Source organism: Phocaeicola acetigenes, from assembly GCF_027529745.1.
Lineage (GTDB): Bacteria > Bacteroidota > Bacteroidia > Bacteroidales > Bacteroidaceae > Phocaeicola > Phocaeicola acetigenes.
On the sequence record NZ_JAPZVM010000006.1, the window covers coordinates 53947 to 73976 of the forward strand.

Here is a 20030-nt window from a genome sequence, read left to right on the forward strand (position 1 = left end):
AGTAGAGCAGCGTAACTCTCGTTTTATTCTTCTATCTTTGCATTTCAGTTTAAACGAATCGGTAGAAGGCATGTTTACAGTGATTAGTATCATGATAGGGGGGATTGCATTGGGCTTCCTCTTGAGGAAACAGCGGATGACGGGAGTGCATCGGGTTATTACGGCACTGATCTGGCTGTTGCTGTTTTTGTTAGGGACAGAAGTAGGCGGGAATCGCCGTATTATGGAAAATCTGCATACTTTGGGAGTAGAGGCTGTAGTGATTACCCTGGCTTGTGTATTGGGAAGTTGTGTTTGCGCATGGGGACTGTGGAAGGTACTCTATGGAAGAAAGGGGGCAGAGCAATGAAAGGAAGTCTGATTATTGTCGGCTTTTTTGTACTGGGTACAATAGCCGGTATGTGTGGCTGGATTCCTGCATCTTTTCAACAGAGCAACTTGAGTTTTTATGCGTTGTGTGCTCTGATGTTCAGTGTGGGCTTAAGTATAGGCAACGATCCGCAGACCATACGTAATTTCTGTGCCCTGAATCCTCGTCTGGTTTTCCTTCCGCTGATGACAATATTGGGAACATTGGCTGGAGCGGCAGCAGTCAGTCTGTTGTTGCCTCACCGGAGCCTGACCGACTGTATGGCAGTAGGTTCCGGCTTTGGATATTATTCTCTTTCGAGTATTTTTATTACGGAGTACAGGGGAGCAGAGTTAGGCACCATTGCCTTGCTTTCCAATATTTCACGGGAAATTATCACTTTGCTGTGTGCTCCTTTACTGGTGCGCTGGTTTGGCAATTTGGCTCCTATTTCATCGGGTGGGGCGACTACCATGGATACCACACTGCCTATTATTACCCGTTGTGCCGGACAGGAATTTGTAATTGTATCGGTATTCCATGGTTTTGTGGTCGATTTCAGTGTACCGTTTCTGGTTACTTTCTTTTGTTCGATGTAGACCACTTGCAGGATAGGCTGGAAAAAGAGACTGTCTCATAAGAAACTGTCCTCAAAAGCTATACATACGACTTTAGGGGAATAGTTCAAAGTTTATTTGGGACAGCCTCTTTTTGTTTTCATATTATTTTCACCAGATAAAGTTTTCTTCTTTTTTGTATTATTTTTATACGTTTCCTATACATTTATTTTCTTTTCATGAAAAAATGAGATGCAGTATTTCCCCACTCTTCTCATTTTAACAATAGGAAAAATTACTAAACTAAACTTTATCCAATGGAGCTAAATGTAAAAAGACTTTCTACCTTATTCTTTTGCAGCATATTTTTAATTACAACAGCCTGCAACGACGACATCCCCAAAGAACAATCTGCTATTTACCCAGAAAAAGATATTCAATTTGAAAACCAGTTAAAAACTTATCTATCCACATCCTACCCTTGCCAAATATCCAACATAGAAATTACAGATAAATTTGTAATCATCAAAGGTTATACATCCTCTGATTCTACTCCTGTCTACTTAGGTGAAGTTTGTCCGTATGAAGATGTTGTTGCTCTTGACCGATTCAAATTTTCCGTACCTATCAACGAAAGTAACTTTACCGTAAAGCTCGATCGTTTTTATGAAAAAGACGGTATTAAACACGACCGGATATTATCCAAATGGGCATTATTTGCCAAAGGAGAAACTAAAGACGAAATTGTTTCGGCCGCACATTACCCAGATAAGATTTATGCAGCACAAACACTTGAACTTTTAAAACTACGTAATAAAAAGGGGATTGGAGGACTTTTCTACAATCAGTTTGTATCTGATATAGATAAATTAGACATCAGCAGTGCCACCGTCAATGTAGTGGTAAGTCATTTCTTTCATTTACAGCAAATGGGAGGAGATACACCTTATGAATATTCAGGTAAAACTTATTATGTAAATGAATCTTATTTAAGAGAAACACTTGATAAGATCTTGACTCTGACAGCAGAAAAAAAGATATCGGTTGCAGCTATTATCTTATTCGAACGGGCTGAGAACTGCTCCGACCCTAGTTTTGGAAAGCTAATGCAACATCCTGACAATAACGGAGGTATATATACGATGCCCAACATGACTACACCGGAAGCTGTAAATACCTATGCAGCCATCATCAATTATCTTGCTTCTCGATATTGTAGAACAGACAATAAATATGGACGTATTACACACTGGATTTTACATAATGAAGTAGATGCTTCCGTGCAATGGACCAATATGGGTAATAAGCCGGTAGTTGTATTCACCGATGCTTATATGAAATCACTCCGCTTGTGTTATAATATCACTCGTCAATACGATATGCACAGCGAGGTACTTGCTTCATTCACACATTCATGGGCATCCCCCTGTCAACCCAACTGGAACAGCGCCCAAGACATTATCGAATTGTTGACACAATACAGCCAGGTAGAAGGTGATTTTCTGTGGGGATTGGCTTATCACAGCTATCCGTACGATTTACTGAACCCACGCTCTTGGGAAGACCCGTTAGCCACTCTTTCCATAAACACACAGTTTCTTACTTTTAAAAACTTAGAAGTATTAAACCGATGGGCACTGACAAAAGAAAATATGTATTTAGGAACAAAGAAGCGTTCGATATGGCTGTCGGAGGCAGGAATTAATTCACGTAGCTACTCGGATGAGGATCTTCAGGAACAAGCAGCCGGATTTGCCTATGCATGGAAAAAATTGAACGGATTGGAAGGAATAGACGGACTTCAATGGCACAACTGGCTCGACAACGAAGGCGACGGAGAGGGTGCCATGCTCGGACTGCGTAAATATCCTGATAAAAACAATGGGGAAACTAAACCCGTATGGGAATTGTACAGACAAGCAGGAACAGAAAAAGAAGATGAAGCATTTGCTCCTTTGCTAAACGTGATAGGTATCCCCAATTGGAATATTATTGAACCTTTTTGAATATTAACCCTTTATACACAAAACTTATGACTAGAACAAAGAGATGTAAACTATGGAGTATGGCAAATATATTATTATTGCTTCTATTACTCCCTTCCTGTAAGGACCATGAAAATTTTCCAGATGTACCTTCTATTGAAGAGCCACAAGTACCACCGGTAACGCTTAGTATCAACACCCAACAGGATAGTCAGTTGAATTTATCAGTATCCGAAGACAGCATTTATACAATTACCGGTAAGACAGGAAATACAGACCCTTATTTTTTCATCAATAAACTCGAGTCAGATGCACCGGAAGAGTGTTGTGTTCTGGAGTTTACCTATACGCTAACCGAAGACATCGATAATTATGAAATATTTTTTATTGATGAAACAGGTAACATAGAACCAGCCCGTTCATCCAGCTTCGGAATCATTAAATCCTCTGACGAGTGGGCCACATATGCTCTCCGGCTAAAAAAGAAACGTAAAGAATTCAACTGGGGATTCATTGACGAAAAACTGCGCCTTGACATCGGAAGTACAGACCGTACAAAAATGCAGATTAAAGACATGAAACTCCGCGCAATGAACGAAGAAGAGAAAAAAGCGGAAGAAGAAGAGGATAATGCTGAGAACGAAAAATCGAAATATGAACAGGCTATCAAAGATTATCTGACCAAAGATTATCCTTGTCGTATTACTAATATCGATGTATCTTCCGACCAAATCACAATTACAGGAAACTGCACAGGAGAAGGAACATTTTTCCTCGCTGAAATTCCAACGTTTGTAGACTTATTCAAAACAGACAAAATTGATGAAGCTTATAAAATACCATTAACTCAAGCTTCCTTTACACAAACGGTGGACCGCCGACGCATCATAAACGGATTTACTTATGATGGTCTTTTGTCGCGTTGGGCTATCTTTAAAGAAGGAACAGAAAAAGATGAATTGGTATCGCATGCCCATTACGCAGATAAAATTGCTCCTATCAGAAGTATAGAAGCGCTTAACCCCGCAGGGAAAAAAGGACTGGGAGGTATCATCAATTCTCCTTATCTGGAGTCGGATATACGGGATTTAGGAATAACAAGTGCTACAATCAATGTATGTCCGGTACTTTTTATGCATTCCACCAGGCAAACAGATGATATAGAACATCAATACAATGGAAAGACGTATTATTTCAGCAAAAGTTTTTTAGAGAGCAACCTTGATGCTCCTTTGAAAATTGCAGCAAAATATAATGTTGCAGTAGCAGGTATTTTGTTATTCCATCCTGCAGCTACAGCTGGAGTAGACCCTATCATTGCTTCTATTTTACAGCATCCTGATTATAGTGCCAAAGGTACTTATACAATGCCTAATATGACTAATATAGAATCGACTGACTATTATGCTGCCATATTAGACTTTCTTGCACAACGATATAGTACTAAAGAAATGCGTATCACACACTGGATTATGCATAATGAAATAGACGGAGCGATTAACTGGGTAAATATGGGAGAACCGGAAGTGGCTACATTCATGGAAACTTATCAACGTTCTATCCGCATGTGCTATAATATCATGCACCAATACGACCAAAATGCACGTGTATATATTCCTTTCACCCACGGTTGGACGAAAGCTGCCGGAGGAGGATGGTATCAAGTTACAGATATGCTGGATATGCTTAATTTATATAGCCAAGCTGAAGGAGATTTCTTCTGGGCACCGGCATGTCACAGTTATCCGGAACAATTAGGAAACCCTGAGGTGTGGAATGATAAAAATGCTACATTCAGTATGAAGACTCAGTTTGTTAGCTTGAAAAATCTGGAGGTACTAAACAAATGGGTATTGACAGAAAGCAACAAATATCAAGGAGTTCATAACCGTTCTATATGGTTGTCTGAAACAGGAACCGGAACTCCCGTTACCTCCAGCGAAGAAGATAATATCAAGCAAGCAGCTGGATTCGCATATGGATGGAAAAAAATCAAAGCTCTTGAAGGTATAGAAGGTATTCAATGGCATAACTGGTTTGATAATCCGGCCGAAGCCGTATTATTAGGACTTCGCTTCCAGGAAGGAACAGGGAAACCTGAAGCCGGACAGCCTAAACCTGTATGGCATACGTATCAAAAAGCCGGCACTGCTGAAGAAGAAGAATATTTTAAACAGTATCTTCCGGTTATTGGTATTCCTGACTGGAATATAATCCAACCTGTCAGCGACTAACTTCATAACAAAAAGAAGCTGTCTCAAATTTGAAACAGCTTCTTTTTGTTAGGGGGAAGCGAAGATGAGGCTTAGCTCAACAGTATATAGGCCAGCGGAATAAGGATTCCGACCAGCAGATACCATTTGCCTCTGCCTTTCAGACCGTTTTTCCCTTTTACCATCCACATCCCCGAAAGAGCAAAGAAAATGAGGGAAATTGCAAAAAAGTCGCCCATGATGTTCCATCCTTCCACACGGTTGTAATGAAGACGGTTGAACCAGTATACAATGGGACGTTTCTTGTGTACTTCATAATCCAGTGTACCGTTGCCGGAGTTGTAGATTCCTACTCCGCCGTCCAGCATCAGACGGATGTTTTCCTCGTCTACCGGGAAGACACGTTTCAGGGTAGGAAGTCCTTCGGTTGCATTCCACGTTTCGGTCAGTGCTTCCTTATCCATGCCGGCTTTCCAGGTCAGTGTGGCTTCTGTGGTCTGAAAAGAAGGGTCTTTCCCGTTCATGTGGTTGAGCAGCATGCCCGATACCCCATAAATCAGACTGACTCCTACCATGAGGAAACCCAAATCGCGATGGATTACACGCAACCAGTATGAAAAACTTTTATTCTTCCACCACTTCATAGTTCGTTCCGTCTATATAATAAATGGAATAAAAATCTTTTTGGTTGTCTTTCATCCATTTGCGCATGTTGGCAATGTTTGCGGTTTCCGCATCGCACGATTCTGCCGAGCCGTCGTCTTTCACCTTTTTGTCGTTGATAGCTTCTTCCATCTGGTCGATGTATTCTTTGGTCAGACGGTTTTCGCGCAAGATACCTTTAATGATGACTTCCGAGCCAATCAGTTCGCGGTTGAATCCGCCGATTTCTCCTTTGGCTTCTACGCGGATAGAGGTTTTCTGGTCTTTACCGGCTACGAAACATCTTCTTCCGGAATGTTTGCAAGTATGGGTGATGAAACCACGTAAGCTTACTTCTTTTCCTACATTCTCTTCTGCTTTTGCCAATATATCTTCTACGTACTGTGCCTGACTGGCGGTTACGGCAGTAGAGTCGGCTGTGTCTGCATTGTTCTTTTTAGAGGCGTTGCCGCAAGCGGTGAGGTTCAGTCCTAAAATGGCTACTAATAAATATACATACTTTTTCATACTTGTTTGTTTTTTATTGATTTATACATTCAGTTTTCTTTTTTCATAATCAGTAAGGCTACCCATCCCGGGATACCGGTCAGCAATACCCATCCGGCACAGAGTCCGCGTCGGGCAGGAGAGGTGCGTCGGAAGAGAAGCAGTGCAGAAAGCGCCAGAAGTGCATTCAGTGGAAAAGCTTTCCAGGTTCCGGTATGCCAATAGAGGTTGATAAAGGCATTCTCTTCGCTTTGCAGGGAAAGGCGGAAGGGAAAGAGCCACTCCGAAACACTGTCCCACATGACTTGTTTGACAGGCTGGTAATAAGAGGAGAGGCAAGACAAGGTTTCCGTATCCAATCCATATGTATCCATCCCTTGACTGTCGGTAACAGATACGGTCCAGTAGAGAAGATTGCCTAAGATGGTGAGCTGGTCTTTTTCCGGACAGAAAGGACGTATGTCGAGACGGCGGAAGAAATAGCCGCCTTCTGCTGTACTTTCTATGATTCCCACTTCACCCTCACGACCGAAAACAAAGCCGTAGAACCGTTTGTCGGATACTTCGCTCATGACAAACCAGCGTATATCCAGCGAGTCGCTGAGGTGGGTATTTTTCACGAAAGGACGTCCGTTTACCATCTTTAAGTGAAAGAGTTCTCCGTGGGCATCCAGACAGAAATAACCTTCTTCGTAAGGCTTGCGGGTAGAAGGATTTCCCCAATAGCCTTGTGCCGGAAAGGCAAATCCTTTTTTCTGCATTTCTTCCTGAAAGCGCTTGCTCTTCTTTTCGTCTGTGGTATTGGTCTCTGCATCGGTGAAAGTAATCCGGTCTGTCAGAGTAAAATAGTCGCCGGGCAAGGTCAGTTTGCCGCGTTTGGGCATCGCTTCGAAAAGTACGCCCATAGGAGGCTGAGGCATCTGCATGTCTTGCGGACGGTAACGGAACATGACTTGTGTCATGCGTAATGTTTTCATGTCTATGGCATGACCGTCGATGGAGTCGGGCATAGTGCCGTCCAGCATCAGCTGGCGGGCATTGAGCAGCGGCAGCAGAGAGTCGTAGTCGGCACGGGCATACCGGTTTCCTTTAATGTCGGAGAAGAAGTCCGGATGGGTGCGGAAGTCTATCATGCAGAGTTCCTTCAGACGAGCACTATAGTACATGAGCGGGTATCCTTTCGATTCGTCGGTCATTTTTTGAGCCAATGAAGGGATAACCCAGCTTCCTACCAGTGTGGTAAAAGCGACAATCGCGATAAATATAAGATTCTTGTATTTCATTTCGTCCTTGTTTTTAGTGTACGGGAAGAGAGATTACTGGATGCCGTTCTTGAAACGCGCGCAAGAGTAAAGCGGAAAAAGAAGGGCCAAAAAGGCGATTGCAATACTTTCGGCAAGAAAGTGTGCGTATACACCGGGATATTGAGATACGTAGAGCATGGCGATACCTGCTGTCCCTGTCAGCGCATTCCATATACGCTGTTTCCATTGTGGTTCGATGCATACCCATGCAGTGAAACCATACACGGCAATACCTGCCATGCTCCATGGAAGCAGTTGCCAGCCCAGCTGGCGCAATACACCGGCCGGCAGATAAAGGCTTCCGATACCTACAAGCACAACCTCGAAAAGGAAGAAAAGGAGCAAGAGAGCGCACAGACCGTACAGCAGCATGCTGCTCATGATACGGATTTCGTGGGCAGGAAGATGCAGGGTGAGCTTCAGCCGTTTGTTGGTCATCTCCGGTACAAACTGTGTCAGCGCAAGAACCAGTCCGGCCAGTAGTGTGAGGCTGGCAAACCAGGGAGCTACAGAAACACCTTGATAAATGTGGCTGTACCAGGTATGGACTGCTCCTTCGAGACGAAGACTGTATGTGATTTCAATAAATGTGTAGGTCAGCACAGCGGCAAAGAGCAGCACCAGTACACCGATAATGCGGCGTGTCTTTATCCATTCTTTGTATCCTAATGCATAAAATAAATTCATACGATTCAATATTTACCTGTTAAACCAATAAATGCGTCTTCCAAAGAGAGATTTTCTTCTTTAAACTGTTCTATTCCGTATTGTTTCAGCTTATGAGCGACTTCTGCTGTAGGGAGGAAGGAATACAGTTCCCAGTTGTTTCCTATGCGTTCGCAATTCCAGATGCCTTCGTCTTGTCCGAAGCGGATATCGGCAGAAGAAGCGAAACGGAAACGGCGGAATCCTTCCATGATTTCCTTTACGGGTTTGTGCAGAAGCAGACGTCCGTAGTCCATAATCATACAGTCGTCTATCAGCAGTTCCATGTCCTGAATAATGTGGGAGGTGAGGAATACAGTCTTGTTTTCTGCCGAAGCATATTCTTTCAGATATTCTACAAACAGACGGCGGTATCCCGGGTCGAGCCCCATGGAGAAGTCGTCGAGAATAAGCAACTCCGGATCTTGTGCAAACAGCAGTCCTAAAGCCACCTGTGAGCGTTGTCCGCAAGACATGGTACTTAGTTTTTGGGAGGGGAGTACCTGTAGCTTTTTCAGCAGTTCGTAGTAGGCATCGCGGTTCCATTTGGGAAAGAAGCCGCTGTAGAAACGCTCAATCTGGCCTACATTGAAATAGGTATGCTGTACGTGGCCTTCGAGCAGCAGACCGATACGTGCTTTGGTCTGTGGGGTGAGGTGTTCCATTTCTTCGCCAAAAAGCCGGCATACACCGCTCCGAGGCTTCAGATAGCCGTTCAGGATGTTGATAATGGTAGTTTTCCCGGTTCCGTTTTTACCCAATAAACCTAATACCTTGCCTTTTTCTACTTCAAAACTCAGGTCTTTGTAAATAAGCCTGTTGCCGTAATAATGTGTGATTTTATCGCATTCAATGATTTTATCCATGTCGTTCGTTTAAAAGTGTTGCAAAAATAGTGCATTGGGAAATGCTGCGCCATCCCCATTTGTTGGTATTCTTACGCGTCAGAACCGGCATCCGATGTGCAAGCCGATATCATGCCGGTCTGTTCCGGTCTGTGTGGTACGGTATGCACGCGTGTACTGATAAGACACTTCTCCATACAGTTCCAGCTTTTCGCTCCAGGCATATTCGTAGCGCAGGCTGGTTCCTGCAAGGCTCCTTGGCGCTGTATAATATTCGAACTCTTGAAGCAGAAGATCTTCTCTGCTGAAGGGTGCCTGCTGGTTGCTGCCCGGAGTAGTATAGAGGCCGTCTTCTTTCAGGGTACCTCCTCCTGTGCCGTATCCGGCTTGCAGGCGTAGGGTATATACTCCTTTACGGTGTGGGATGCTTCGTGCGGCATGGGCTATAGCTTCTATCTGATGAAGGTCTTGCTTGCGGTAATAAGGATATACGGAAGTGGTGGTATTCCGTGCATAAAACGAGGTTCGGATACCGGTAATCCATTTCGGATTCCGACCTGCCCGGCCTGCATAAAGTGTATAGTCCAGTTTGCCTTTCCATTCCTTGCGGTCCATTACTTCATTGCTGCCGTAGTAAATGATTTGGGTGACGTTCGACTCGTCTGTAGATTCTTTGTACGAGTTCTCGTAATTTTTCAGATTATGACAGCTTATACCACCATCTATAATGTGGGTGCAATTGCCTTTCCGGTAAGACAAACGTCCGTTGTATCCTTTATCCGTACCTTCGTGGGTGGTAAAGGTGACTGAGGTGGAAGTACCTTTGCCGAACCTGCCCTTGGGAGAATGGAAGAATACTTCGCTGAACCATTGCAGGCGGGGAGAGAGGTACCACAAACCCTGCAGGGAAAGACCGTGCCATTCGGTGAACAGTGGGGTACGGCTTGCGGTATAGCCGCTTTCGCCGAAGGCTTCTTTCAGTCCGTAGAAATTGCCGTAACTGATGAGGGAATAATACTGGATATCCTTGTTGCCGTAGGTGGCAAACTCTATGGCCTCATTGTTGCGGTGATAGTGGTACGAGAGTCCGACAGCCCATGCCTGGTTTATCTGCCAGTTGATACCGGCAGCTACCTGCATGTCCATCAGTGTATTTTTATGGCGCAGGTCTTTGTATTTGGCATAATTGGCTGCGGTATAGTCTATGGAAGCTCCGATGCTGAGTTGGGGAAGTGCCTTCCAGCCTATTCCTCCCTGCAGATGATAAGTCTCCATCTTCTTGTCCCCCTTGTTGGAAGAGCCGGCTTCTACAATGTGGAAAGGAGCAGACGGATTGATGAAGGCGGTTCCTTCCATATCTTTCCCTTTAGATTGGAGGTAGCCCATGGCTCCGTAGAGGGTGATGTTCCGGTTCAGACGGTAATACGATTCGGTGTGAATACCTCCCTGGGTATGGTGCTTGCTTTGCTGGTAGTTGTAAAACGAGCCTTGGCCAATGTGGGCGGAGACTTGCAGATATGACAAATGTGCAGGTAGGGACAAGACGGTGAGAAACGCCGGGTTGTGTCCGGCTGTCGTGGTTTCCTGATGCACGGATGTGGCAAAGTCTGCCAGTTGATGAGGCTCGGCAGCGTATATGTCAGAACAGGTGAGGCTATAAGCCCCACCTATCCCAAGTAACAGGTAATGAAATTTTTTTCTCATGTATAAATCGTATTCCTCGGTTGGAAGATTAGTTTCTCAACGACGACTTGGCACGCTGGTGGAAGTCTTTGCTTGAGTTGTTGGTATCCTGATAAATGATGCGGGCTCCGTTTTTGAGAGATGCTTCGGCATCGATACCACTGGGGTCTGTACTGCCTTCTGTACCTCCGCTGTACTGGTAGACCAGCTTGTCTTTATTTCCGGCAATGGCTTCGGTAGCTGCCTTGTCTACATTGCGGTAAAGGGTATATCCCATTCTGCCAGTAGTTTCAATGTATCCGGCATCTACGGCTTCTGTCAGACGTTTCAGTGCACCCGACTCTCCGGCTTTGAAGACTTCGATACCGTCTACAATCCATTCATTGGGTACTTTCTTTCTACCCATCACCTGACTTCCGCCGTAGTTGTTTGTTGTATTGGGGTCGTCGACAAAAGCCTGTAGGGTTGTTCCTTCGGGACGGAAAAGGAAGAAAGCCGGAGAAACCTGACTCAGCGGCCATGCATTGCCTAATCCGTAGACCATTGCACTGAGGTAGTGTGAAGTAGGAATGGCAGAAGAGGGAGCCGGATAGTATTTGGTATTGCTCAGTCCTGAAGACGGATCGTAGAAGCAATAGTAGTCGGGGTTTGCATAGTTGACAGACTGGGAATAAGTGACGGTGTTGTCGATGGCTCCGCACATGTTGACTACAATCTGTTTACCTGATTCCAGTTCTACCTGTGTGTTGAAATGCCATACAGCCATTCCTGCCGGAGTCCATCCTTCGTTTTTGTAGAAAAGTTCTCCGTTTACATAGTCCTTGTTTGCCGAAGTGGCATTGTAAGGATTGACCATGGCAAAGGCGAGGTCGCTGATATCGACTGTGACAGGCGAGTTGTTGTAAAGCACCACCGACTGGTCGAAGTTGAAGCCTGCGCCTCCTTCATCATCCGGACAGCCTCCGATGTAAAGTTCCTTGATGATGACCGAGCCGCTGTTCGATGCCACCAGTTTCAACGTGATGCTGAGTGGCTGGTTGCCGACCACTACATTGGAGTTTACTCCGTTGAAGACCACTACATCGGTTCCGTCTACCCGGGTTTCGGTAGCCGATGCTTCGTAGGTTCCGGAAGGAATCTGGAAGACAGCCTCTCCGCTGGTATTGGTCTTGGCGTCGTATTCGGTGTTGTTCACGGAGTTTCTCAGCGTAACTACGACGTTTTCTGCTGGAGTAATGCTGCTTTCCGGATACTCAAGTTTTACTATCAGTTCGGTGGTCTGGTATCCGTTTTCATTGTGGTCGTCGCTGCAAGCGAAGCTTACTGCTGCCAGAATCAGGCAGCACAAGAGATAGAGATTCTTTTTCATATTGCTTTAATGTTTATAATTTCAGTTTCAGTGTAATGCCATAGTTGAAAGTCGGTACATATCCGGAGCCGAAAAGACTGACGTCGGTACCGGTATGATATGATTTGATTTTTCGCATGGTATCGAAAAAATTATTGGCATAAAACGATACGGTCATGTGTTTGCCGATTTCTTTTGTGACATTCAGATTGGCGGAAAAGTAAGGAGAATACTTCCATTCCTTGAACGTATATCCGGAATTGCTTTTCATGACCAGTTTGCTCAGTTCATTGTACAGCTGGGTATCGTTCTGTGCAGCCCAAAGATAGGTTTCCATGAAAGGCTTCAGGTTGTGGATGTCATCCCTGCTTACGTAATAAAGCGGGTAGGTAGCCACATAGTGATCGCCTTCGTAGATGTTTCCGCCCGAAGCAGAAGGCAGATTACTGTCTCTGTCATCCAGAATATAGCTTCGGGTACCTCCGCTGTATTCGCTCAGGTTCTGGCGGGAGTTGATGAATGTTCCTTCTACACGGAGGGAGAAAATCATTCTTATTTTAGGTATGTGGGTCGTAATGGTAAGATTGGTGTTCAGCTGCTTGGTAATCATTCCATTGTAGTTTCCTGTCCCTCCCACGTAATAGCCTACATACTGATAAGGTTGTCCGTCGGCCGAGCGAAGTGAGCTGGACGACTGGTATAATTCTTCGTCAATGCCTTTGTAGCGGTAGTATTTACCGTCGAGACGGATGGATGTATTCAAGGCTTTGATTTTATCGAAATCCAATACCCATTCTACTCCCATGCGGCTGGAAGAAGATGTGTTGAAGCTGATGGAAGCAGTCTCCCAGTCGTTCATGACTGTATAGTCCAACTGCTGCGAGGGGTAGGTACCAGTCTTGTCGCTTACGGTTACAATACCGGTTGTACGGTCTATCTGATACACTCTGTCATCAGCAGGAATCGGACACGATTCAAGAGCCGACTGGTCGGTAAACTTATACTCCATGGGGGTATAGATTGTTTTCCCGTTCGAGGCGTAAGGATGATTCATCGTGTTGTAATAAAACGATACAGAGGCCTTTACACCTTTGAAGCGTGCGTCAATGCCTACTTCGCGCATGATGTTGTATTGCCACTTCAGGTCTTTGTTGTATTGCAGACTGCTGGGGTGGGTGTAGTAGGCATAGTAGGCAGTGCCATCGGTAGTGGTGGTGGCTGCAAATGCCAGACGGTCGCGGTAGGTGGTGCGTGGGTAAAGAATGTCGAAAGAGGGGAGTTTGACAGCTTTTCCCCATCCGGCACGCAAGGTAATTCCCTGCAACCAGCTGTCTTTCTGTTCTGCAAAGGTATAGCTGGTGTTGAGTCGGGGAGAAAGACTGCTTACGGTACCGTAGGCCGATTCTTTGATGAAGGTCATATCCGAGCGTAGTCCGAACTTTACACTGAGGCGCGAGGCGGGGAACTGTACCTTTATTTCATTCTCGGCATACAAGGCGAGGTTGTGGGTAAAGGGAAGTTCGCTATAGCGGTATTCACGCCAGTCGGAGGTAGTCAGTCTGTTTTCGTAGTAGACTCCTTCTCCTGAATTTCCGTCTCCTTTCAATTCTCCTCCAAGAAGAAGGTTGTTGCTTATTTTCCCGAAACGGTGTGCCCATCTGGCCTTGAGATAGGCATTGTATGTAAGAGGTTTACTGTCTGTAAATGCTGTCTGATACCAGTACCCTACGGGAAGGAGGGTAATGTCGGCGTTGGGATTGTCTTCGTATTTTTCTCCTACAAAATAACCTTCTTCCATGGAGTGGATGGAGGGGTAGGTAGAAGCCATGGACTGGCGGGTACGTACTTCGGACAGCTTGTCGGTGTACGAGAAAGAAAGACCGGCACTTAAATTGGACAACCAGGCTGAGTTGGCGAGATACGTGGCCGAGATGCTTCCCCGAAGAGCGTTGTCGCGCGACTTCTGGTACGTGTTATTGAATGCATCGGGATCGGATTCGGAATTGAGCCCTCCGATGTTTCCACTGAGGTTGACATCGAAATCCACCTGCTTGTGACGGGCAGTAAGGAAGGTATTCGAATATTTCAGCGTGAGTGCATTGCGTACGTATGAGGTATAGGGAGAAGCCAGATCGGATACCGAACGGGCACGCTCGTAAGAGGTGTTGAGCATTCCCCGGTGTGCACCCAGGTCGAAGCCTTTGCTCAAAGAATAGACCTGTGTATGAGGACGAGCACTGGCTTCGAACAGGAATGGGGTTTTTCCTTTGAATGTTTTTACTTTAACCATCCCGTTGGTTATGTCGCCATATTCTACCGAAGGAACTCCGGTTATGACTTCGATACTTTCGATATGGTTGCTTCCAATGTTTCTTAAATCGGTGCCCGACATGCCTTGTGTGGCATTGCCGGAAAGACGTACTCCGTCTACTTCTATGGCTGTACCGAAGGAGGAATTACCCAACTCGCTGCTGTTTCCTCCGCGTATGGCAATGCTTTGTGATTCGGTTAGTTTGTATGTAGTACTGGTACGTTCGCCCGGGAGCATGCTGATGGCATCGGCCACGCTGATAGACTGAAGATGGTCTAATACGGTGCGGTCGATGGTATAGGCTGTGGTTGCATCGTCTGCTTTCCGGCGGGCGGTTACAGTGACTTCGTCGAGTGCCAGTGTGGCTTCTTTTAAGTAGATAGTCGGGTTTTTATCTTTGGAAGAGCGGATAAGGTAGGTCTGGGTAGCATATCCCAGGCAACTGATGGTGAGTTTGGTGTTTGATGCTGGTATGTGTTCCAGACGGAAGTGCCCGTCTTTGTCGCTGATGGCACCCGAACCGGTTGCTTCTACCCATACGGTAGCAAACTCGATGGGCGACTTGGAACTGCTTTCCAAAATACGCCCAGTTACTGTGATGGTTTGCGCCTTACAGAAAATGCTTATACATGCCAAGAAAACTACCAGAAAATATCGCATATACCTTATACCTGTTTGAAATCCGGTGCAAAATTACGGGAAGCATAGTTGCGGTACAATCACCATTTGTTGGTATTTATTGGGATAGGGGGAAGGATAAAAAAGTCCCGGTAATAGGTTTATTCATATGAAAAAGAATGGATAAACTCATTGCCATGGATATAAGTTTAGGATCTTATTCGTTCGTTCAATTCGGCGACGTCGGCTGCGCGAACGACGTCGTCGGCTGTACAGCCAACAGCGGTGATTTTATAATCGACGACGGCGATTAAAGCCTTCCATGCCTGTCGCTACCTTTCTATTCTTGTTGCATGATATACATGATATGTTTGTCAAGAGGTATCGGCTTCAAACTTCAGTCTTTTCTGTCTGCATTGCTGGGGATGGAATATCCGGATACAAAAAAGGCCGTCTCAAAGTGATTTGAGACAGCCTTCATAAATGTATTTAAATGATGATTATTTTACCGGACTGATGCGCAAAGTGTATGAGTAGATACCGCTTGACGGACACCAGTATTTTTCGATGGTTTGCGGACCACAACTTCCGTTACCTACACCACGTTGCATATAGTCGAAGTGGGCTACAGTTTCTTTCAGCGGTTTCAAATCCCACTGGTGACGGGTTTCAGACATGGTGACATCGTCGTGATGCAACAGAGAGAAACCTACCTGTCCTTCTGTTTCGATACGGATACCCTTATGCTGCTTGTTGGTGAACACCAGTTCGCGCAAGTCTTCGCGGTTGCCGCTGGTCTGCGGGTGCATGTATTCTTCCTGCATGTCGCTTACGGTTGTTTCGTAACGTCCGAAGTAAGAACCCATCTTACGGTCGCTGTAGTTTTCCCAAGGACCGCGTGCATAGTAAGATACATTTTCAAGACCTTCGGCAAAGAGGGCTTTCAGACCGATACGGCGAAGTCCTTCCTGACCCGGCATGAATGTCGCTTTTACATCTACTGTTCCGTTGGCATAGATGGTGTATTGCAGTGTGTAAGGACAAAGCGCATCGCGTGAAGCGGTAACAACTACCGATTTGCCGTCTTCCGAAGCTTTTACGGTAGGAACTGCATCTTTTACTTTGCTGTCTTTGTCTGTGTTGGTATCGTTTTCAATCCAGCGGAAGTTATCGTATACGAATCCACCGTTGGGCGCCAATACTGCCATGGTACCGTATGTATACTCAGTGAGCAGAGAAGATTTCTTGTCGAATACCATTTTTACTACATTGTTGGAAATGGTATAAGCTGTAGCTGTTTCTTCTACTTTGAGTGGCTGTGCCTTGCTGCTTACTTCTACTGCTTTCAGTATAGCCGGGCGTTCCTGCAGACAGAACTGGTTGGATGCTACAATGTGGCCGGCTTTTGCCCAACGTGTATCTTCTTTCTGTTTTACTTCGAAAGTGATGAAGTATTCGCTTCCAGCTTCCAATGCTTTCACCGGAGCCGCAATCTGAACAGACTGGTCGGGAGCAGTAGCAGGGATAGCTATGTTTTGTACACTTTCTACCGGTTTACCGTCTTTCAGTACTGTATACGAAAGAGTGAACTGGTCGAGGTTAGTGAAATCGTATTTGTTTGTCAGACTCAGCGTCTGAGTAGCAGGGTTGAAGTTGGAGAATTTGATGTATTGGTATACATGTTTCATTTCATTCAACTTCGGAGTTTCGTGACGGTCGGCAGTAATCACACCGTTGTTCACAAAGTTACCCTGATGAGGTCCCGGATAATCGTAACCACTGTGCAGACCAGTCTTGATTTTACCTGACTTCAATTCTGCCGGATCGTAGATAGCCTGGTCTACCCAGTCCCAGATACAGCCACCGATGGCACTCTTACTGCGTTCAATCATGTCCCAGTATTCCTTGAAGTTACCCAAGGCATTACCCATACAGTGTGCATATTCACACATGAAAGTCGGTTTACCGTTATGGTTGGCATCCGAATTGTATACCATCCATTCCAGTGTAGGATACATTACCGATACGAAGTCGCTGGGGGCATCGCCAAATCCGTTATGGTATCCTTCGTAGTGGATGTAGCGATTGTCCAGTTTGCGGACTGCATCGTAAGTAGCATAGAAGTTGGAACCAGGAGAGGCCTCATTACCCAATGACCAGAAGAATACAGACGGATGGTTACGGTCGCGGTATACCATACGTACAGTACGGTCGATATACATTGGTTTCCATGATTCCTGGCTGGAGATACATTCTTGCTGCTTGTCACCGCTGTGGTTAGCCCAATTCAAGTGGCACTCTACATCGGCTTCGTCCATCACGTAAAGTCCGTAGTAATCGAACATGGCATACATTTTAGCCTGTCGTGGATAGTGGCTGGTACGTACGGTGTTGACATTATTACGTTTCATCATCAGAATGTCTTTCAGCATCATAGGTACATCAATGGCACGACCCAGTTCGGGGTGTGTATCTTGTGTGTTTACTCCTTTGAACAAGACTTTCTTGCCGTTTACAAGTACCACACTATTCTTGATTTCGATATGACGGAATCCGTATTTGGTAGAGAATACCGATTCTTCCTTGCCTTTTTTGTCTTTCTGACGCACAATCACGGTATAGAGTTCCGGAGTTTCAGCAGTCCAAAGTTTCAGGTCTTTCAAACCTTCTTTCTTGAACTCAATCTGTTGCTGCTTTTCACCTTTTTTGAACTGTACATTCTGTGAGAAGGTAGCAACGGTCTTGCCTTTCGGATCGAGCAACTCAGCTTCGATAGTTTTTTCGTCTGCTTTACCGTCGCGGTTGTCGATGTCCAGTGCTACATTGAAAGTCCCCGATGTATAATGATCAGCTTCGTTCAGTGTGCTGGTGATATAGTGGTCGCGTACGAATGTCTTCGGAGTAGAGAACAGATAAACATCACGGTAGATACCGCTCATGTGGAACATATCCTGTCCTTCCAGATAACTGCCGTCGCTGAAGCGGAATACCTGTACAGATACGTTGTTGTTGCCTTTCTTCACATAAGGAGTGATGTCGAACTCGTGGTCGTTGTTGGCTCCTTGTGTGTAACCTACGTATTCTCCGTTCACCCATACAAAGGCTGCACTGTAAATACCTCCGAAGTGAAGGAAAGTACGTTTCTTATCCCATCCTGCAGGCAACATGAAAGTGCGTTGATAAGAACCTACCGGATTTTCACCATATTGTCCTTTAAATTCATCGCGCATCTGGATATAAGGAGGATTGTCTTTGAACGGATAGTCTACATTGACGTAAAGAGGATGGTCGTATCCTTTCATTTCCCAGTTTGACGGAACTTCAATGTTATCCCATTTGGATACATCATATCCTTTCTTGTAGAAATCGGTGGGACGTTTGGACGGTTCGTCTACGAAATGGAATTTCCATACTCCGTTGAGCGACAGATAGGCTGCCTTGGTAGGAGTTTCCCATGGAAATTCGTAATATTTGTCCGCTTTCATGGAAGCGGTAGAAGTATAAGGAATATAGGTAGCATGTCCTGCTTCTTTATTCTCTTCAAAGCGGGTTTCATCTTCCCAATAGTTGCGTGTTGCTTCTTGTGCCTGTACATGGACAAGGGAGCTGAGGCCTGCTAAAAGTAAACTGAAAGCAGTAACCTTTTTTTTCCAGAATAAATGCTTCTTCATAGGATAAATTAAAAAGTGAATATTAGTAACAAAGGTTGGAGTGTATTACTTATCCAAACATTTTGCGTACTCTCTCTATGCCTGCTACCAGTGCATCGATTTCCTCTTTGGTGTTGTATAATCCCAATGAGGCACGAACCGTACCTTCGATACCTAAGCGGTGCATCAGCGGTTCGGCACAATGATGTCCGGTACGGACAGCAATGCCTAAACGGTCGAGTAATGTTCCCATGTCGAAGTGATGTATATCTCCGACAAGGAAAGAAATAACTCCTCCTTTGTGTTTTGCTTCGCCAAAGATACGCATTCCGGGAATTTCTTTCAAACGCTGCATGGCATAAATAGTTAATTCATGTTCATGTGCAGCTATATTGTCCATCCCGATGGCAGAAACATAGTCTAATGCTTTGGCCAGGGCAGTGGTACCGATGTAGTCGGGAGTTCCGGCTTCGAATTTGAAAGGAAGTTCGTTGAATGTAGTCTTTTCAAAACTCACATTCTGAATCATTTCTCCTCCACCCTGATAGGGAGGGAGCTTGTCGAGCCAGTTTTCTTTTCCGTAGAGTACACCAATTCCGGTAGGCGCATATATTTTATGACCACTGAATACATAGAAGTCGGCATCGATATCCTGTACGTCGATTTTCATGTGGGGAATACTTTGTGCCCCATCGATAAGTACGGGTACCTGATGTGCATGTGCAATGGCTGTGATTTCTTTTACCGGATTGATGGTTCCCAATACGTTGGATACATGAGCTACGGAAACCAGTTTGGTACGCGGAGAAAACAGTTTTTCGTATTCGTCCAATAACAATTCTCCCTGATCGTTCATCGGGATGACTTTCAGCTTGATTCCTTTTCGGGCTGCCTGCAACTGCCAGGATACGATGTTGCTGTGGTGCTCCATGACCGATACAATCACTTCGTCTCCTTCTTGCATCTGGCTGTCGGTAAACGATGATGCTACGAGGTTTATACTTTCGGTAGTACCTCTGGTAAAAATGATTTCGGAAGTGGAACGTGCATTGATAAACTTACGTACTGTTTCTCGGGAAGCTTCGTGCAGATTTGTAGCCTGCTGGGAAAGGAAGTGAACTCCCCGGTGTACGTTGGAATTGACGGAATAATATTCGTCTGTAATTGATTCTACTACGCAACGGGGCTTTTGTGTTGTAGCCCCGTTGTCTAAGTAGATTAGAGGTTTGCCGTATACTGTGCGTGACAGTATAGGAAAATCTTCTCTTATTTTTTGTATGTCGTACATATCAGACTTTTTCTTTGTGTCAAAA

Annotated in this window: 14 protein-coding genes; 4 read left to right on the forward strand and 10 right to left on the reverse strand. The window is 45.2% G+C overall.

All coding sequences use genetic code 11. From position 1 onward, the window contains the following. Positions 1–70 precede the first annotated feature (70 nt). From O6P32_RS08540 to O6P32_RS08555, 4 genes are all read left to right on the forward strand, one after another. Positions 71–349: a LysO family transporter gene (locus tag O6P32_RS08540; protein ID WP_269878010.1), complete on the forward strand. Its 279-nt coding sequence runs from the start codon at positions 71–73 to the stop codon at positions 347–349. Beyond that, positions 346–948: a lysine exporter LysO family protein gene (locus O6P32_RS08545; protein ID WP_178266969.1), complete on the forward strand. Its 603-nt coding sequence runs from the start codon at positions 346–348 to the stop codon at positions 946–948. The genes O6P32_RS08540 and O6P32_RS08545 overlap by 4 nt, the downstream gene beginning before the upstream one ends. A 275-nt stretch (positions 949–1223) precedes the next feature. After that, positions 1224–2912 carry a DUF5722 domain-containing protein gene (locus tag O6P32_RS08550; RefSeq protein ID WP_269878011.1) on the forward strand — a complete coding sequence of 563 codons (1689 nt, stop codon included), beginning with the start codon at positions 1224–1226 and terminating at the stop codon, positions 2910–2912. Positions 2913–2971: 59 nt separating this feature from the next. Further along, entirely contained in the window at positions 2972–5125 is a 2154-nt protein-coding gene (locus tag O6P32_RS08555) for a DUF5722 domain-containing protein (protein WP_269878012.1), read from the forward strand. Positions 5126–5196: 71 nt separating this feature from the next. Here the strand turns inward: O6P32_RS08555 and O6P32_RS08560 are convergent, their stop codons facing one another. The 10 genes from O6P32_RS08560 to O6P32_RS08605 all read right to left on the reverse strand — a co-directional run bounded on the left by O6P32_RS08560 (position 5197) and on the right by O6P32_RS08605 (position 20005). Then, positions 5197–5748, reverse strand: a complete 552-nt coding sequence (locus O6P32_RS08560; protein WP_178267224.1) for a PepSY-associated TM helix domain-containing protein — start codon at positions 5746–5748, stop codon at positions 5197–5199. Next, positions 5729–6274, reverse strand: coding sequence for a hypothetical protein (locus O6P32_RS08565; protein WP_178267225.1), 546 nt, complete (start codon positions 6272–6274; stop codon positions 5729–5731). The genes O6P32_RS08560 and O6P32_RS08565 overlap by 20 nt, the downstream gene beginning before the upstream one ends. A 29-nt stretch (positions 6275–6303) precedes the next feature. Continuing rightward, entirely contained in the window at positions 6304–7536 is a 1233-nt protein-coding gene (locus O6P32_RS08570; RefSeq protein WP_269878014.1) for a DUF4857 domain-containing protein, read from the reverse strand. Between the two features lie 33 nt (positions 7537–7569). After that, a complete protein-coding gene (locus O6P32_RS08575; RefSeq protein ID WP_269878016.1) occupies positions 7570–8244 on the reverse strand; it encodes a hypothetical protein in 675 nt (224 codons plus the stop codon). A 5-nt stretch (positions 8245–8249) separates the two neighbouring features. Then, on the reverse strand, positions 8250–9128 hold the full coding sequence (locus O6P32_RS08580; RefSeq protein WP_269878018.1) for an ABC transporter ATP-binding protein: 879 nt from the start codon (positions 9126–9128) through the stop codon (positions 8250–8252). 78 nt (positions 9129–9206) lie between these two features. Beyond that, a complete protein-coding gene (locus O6P32_RS08585) occupies positions 9207–10811 on the reverse strand; it encodes a DUF6850 family outer membrane beta-barrel protein (protein WP_269878019.1) in 1605 nt (534 codons plus the stop codon). 28 nt (positions 10812–10839) lie between these two features. After that, positions 10840–12159 (reverse strand): DUF4876 domain-containing protein, encoded by a 1320-nt coding sequence (locus tag O6P32_RS08590; RefSeq protein ID WP_269878020.1) that lies wholly within the window; start codon positions 12157–12159, stop codon positions 10840–10842. A 13-nt stretch (positions 12160–12172) separates the two neighbouring features. After that, positions 12173–15109, reverse strand: coding sequence for a TonB-dependent receptor (locus O6P32_RS08595; protein WP_269878021.1), 2937 nt, complete (start codon positions 15107–15109; stop codon positions 12173–12175). Between the two features lie 458 nt (positions 15110–15567). Next, a complete protein-coding gene (locus O6P32_RS08600; protein ID WP_269878023.1) occupies positions 15568–18738 on the reverse strand; it encodes a glycoside hydrolase family 2 TIM barrel-domain containing protein in 3171 nt (1056 codons plus the stop codon). A gap of 49 nt (positions 18739–18787) precedes the next feature. Next, the gene (locus tag O6P32_RS08605) at positions 18788–20005 is read right to left on the reverse strand and encodes an aminotransferase class V-fold PLP-dependent enzyme (protein WP_269878024.1); all 1218 of its coding nucleotides are present in this window, start codon (positions 20003–20005) and stop codon (positions 18788–18790) included. Between the last annotated feature and the right edge of the window lie 25 nt (positions 20006–20030).

Excerpts from the sequence above, each read along its gene's own strand:
- O6P32_RS08595 (WP_269878021.1), bottom strand. The coding sequence starts at position 15,109 with ATGCGATATTTTCTGGTAGTTTTCTTGGCATGTATAAGCATTTTCTGT.
- O6P32_RS08555 (WP_269878012.1), top strand. The coding sequence starts at position 2,972 with ATGGCAAATATATTATTATTGCTTCTATTACTCCCTTCCTGTAAGGAC.
- O6P32_RS08570 (WP_269878014.1), bottom strand. The coding sequence starts at position 7,536 with ATGAAATACAAGAATCTTATATTTATCGCGATTGTCGCTTTTACCACA.
- O6P32_RS08585 (WP_269878019.1), bottom strand. The coding sequence starts at position 10,811 with ATGAGAAAAAAATTTCATTACCTGTTACTTGGGATAGGTGGGGCTTAT.
- O6P32_RS08560 (WP_178267224.1), bottom strand. The coding sequence starts at position 5,748 with ATGAAGTGGTGGAAGAATAAAAGTTTTTCATACTGGTTGCGTGTAATC.
- O6P32_RS08540 (WP_269878010.1), top strand. The coding sequence starts at position 71 with ATGTTTACAGTGATTAGTATCATGATAGGGGGGATTGCATTGGGCTTC.
- O6P32_RS08545 (WP_178266969.1), top strand. The coding sequence starts at position 346 with ATGAAAGGAAGTCTGATTATTGTCGGCTTTTTTGTACTGGGTACAATA.
- O6P32_RS08600 (WP_269878023.1), bottom strand. The coding sequence starts at position 18,738 with ATGAAGAAGCATTTATTCTGGAAAAAAAAGGTTACTGCTTTCAGTTTA.
- O6P32_RS08605 (WP_269878024.1), bottom strand. The coding sequence starts at position 20,005 with ATGTACGACATACAAAAAATAAGAGAAGATTTTCCTATACTGTCACGC.
- O6P32_RS08590 (WP_269878020.1), bottom strand. The coding sequence starts at position 12,159 with ATGAAAAAGAATCTCTATCTCTTGTGCTGCCTGATTCTGGCAGCAGTA.
- O6P32_RS08575 (WP_269878016.1), bottom strand. The coding sequence starts at position 8,244 with ATGAATTTATTTTATGCATTAGGATACAAAGAATGGATAAAGACACGC.
- O6P32_RS08550 (WP_269878011.1), top strand. The coding sequence starts at position 1,224 with ATGGAGCTAAATGTAAAAAGACTTTCTACCTTATTCTTTTGCAGCATA.
- O6P32_RS08565 (WP_178267225.1), bottom strand. The coding sequence starts at position 6,274 with ATGAAAAAGTATGTATATTTATTAGTAGCCATTTTAGGACTGAACCTC.
- O6P32_RS08580 (WP_269878018.1), bottom strand. The coding sequence starts at position 9,128 with ATGGATAAAATCATTGAATGCGATAAAATCACACATTATTACGGCAAC.